The following is a 1,740-nucleotide window of genomic DNA, read 5'->3' as shown; positions in this document are numbered from 1 at the left end:
GCCATGGCGCGCCGCAACTGGTCGGCCTCGCTGGCAGAAAAGCCGGCGCAGACCATGGACACCTGCATTGCCTGCTCCTGAAACAGCGGCACGCCGAGTGTCTTGCCGAGAACGCGCTCGAGCGCTGGTGTCGGAAACGTCACCGCCTCCTTGCCGTCGCGCCGGCGAAGATAGGGATGGACCATGTCGCCCTGGATCGGGCCCGGCCGGACGATCGCGACCTCGATGACCAGGTCGTAAAATGTCCGGGGCTTCATACGCGGCAGCATCGACATCTGCGCGCGGGATTCGATCTGGAAGACGCCGAGCGTGTCGGCCTTCCTGATCATCGCGTAGGTGCGCGGATCCTCGGCCGGGATCGTCGCCAGATCGAGTGTGGCGCCCTTGTGCTCAGACAGGAGATCGAATGACCGCTTCATGCAGGTGAGCATGCCCAGGGCGAGCACATCCACCTTCATGAATTTGAGGGCGTCGATATCGTCCTTGTCCCATTCCACGACCTGGCGATCCTTCATCGCCGCCGGCTCGATCGGCACGAGATCGTCGAGCCGATCGTGCGTCAGGACAAAGCCGCCCGGATGCTGCGACAGGTGGCGCGGCATACCGGCAAGTTGCGCCGCGAGTTCAAGAGTCAAACGCAGCCGCCGGTCGCCGAGATCGAGATTGAGCTCTCGGGCCCGTTGCCCATCGACAGCCTCGCCATGGCCCCAGATCTGCGAGGACAGCAGTTTGGTCACATCCTCGGGCAGGCCGAGCGCCTTGCCGACATCCCGGACCGCTCCCTTGGTGCGATAACGGATAACCGTGGAGCAGAGCGCGGCATGGTCGCGGCCGTAGGTTTCGTAGACCCACTGCATGACGATCTCGCGCCGTTCATGCTCGAAATCGACATCGATGTCAGGCGGCTCGCGCCGCTCCTGCGAAACGAAGCGCTCGAACAACAGGTTGTTGCGCTCGGGATCGATGGAGGTGATGCCGAGCACATAGCAGACGGCCGAATTGGCGGCCGAACCGCGTCCCTGGCAAAGGATGTCCTGGCTGCGGGCGAAACGAACGATCGAGTTCACGGTCAGGAAGTACGGCGCGTATTCAAGCGTCTCGATCAGCCGCAGTTCGTGTTTCAGGATCTTGATCACCTTGTCGGGCAGACCCTCGGGATAGCGGCGGGCGGCACCTTCCCAGGTAAGTTTTTCCAGCGCCTGCTGGGCGGTGAGGCCCGGCATGGTCTTTTCCTCGGGGTATTGGTAGGCGAGTTCGTTGAGCGAGAACCGGCAGCGGTCGGCGATTTCGATCGTCCGCGCAAGCGCATCGGGATAGCGGCTGAACAGCCTCGCCATCTCGTCGCCCTGTTTGAGGTAGCGATCGGCATGACGTTCGCGCCGGAAGCCAGCGTCATCGATGGTGACGTTGTGACGAATACAGGTAATGACATCCTGCATCATGCGGCGGGCCGGCTCATGGAAGAGCACGTCGTTGGTGACGACGGTGGGCACGCGCATCGCAGCTGCCAGGTTTGCCAGCTCGTAAAGCCGCAACTGGTCGTTCGGGCGCCTGCGCAAGGTGAGCGCCAGATAGGCGCGATCGGCGAAAGCCTCGCGCAGCCGCCGCAGCCGTACGGCGCAAAGATCATCGGCTTCGTCCGGGACGAGGACGGCGATCAGTCCCTCGCCATAGGCGACCACATCATCCCATTCGAGATGGCATTTCGCCTTGCCGGCCCTGCCCTTGCCCAGCGACAGC

The 1,740-nt window shown here is 63.3% G+C and carries 1 pseudogene; it reads right to left on the bottom strand.

Features of this window, described 5'->3' with window-relative positions:
- Nucleotides 1-1,739: pseudogene (dnaE2, locus tag EN749_RS35165) on the bottom strand (error-prone DNA polymerase); the annotation flags it as partial.
- Nucleotide 1,740: the final 1 nt, after the last annotated feature.

It is taken from the genome of Mesorhizobium sp. M7A.F.Ca.ET.027.02.1.1 (assembly GCF_004022985.1).
In the GTDB taxonomy this organism is placed as follows: domain Bacteria; phylum Pseudomonadota; class Alphaproteobacteria; order Rhizobiales; family Rhizobiaceae; genus Mesorhizobium.
The sequence above is the reverse complement of the archived record's forward strand: the minus strand, read 5'-3'. Positions and strand labels throughout refer to the sequence as shown.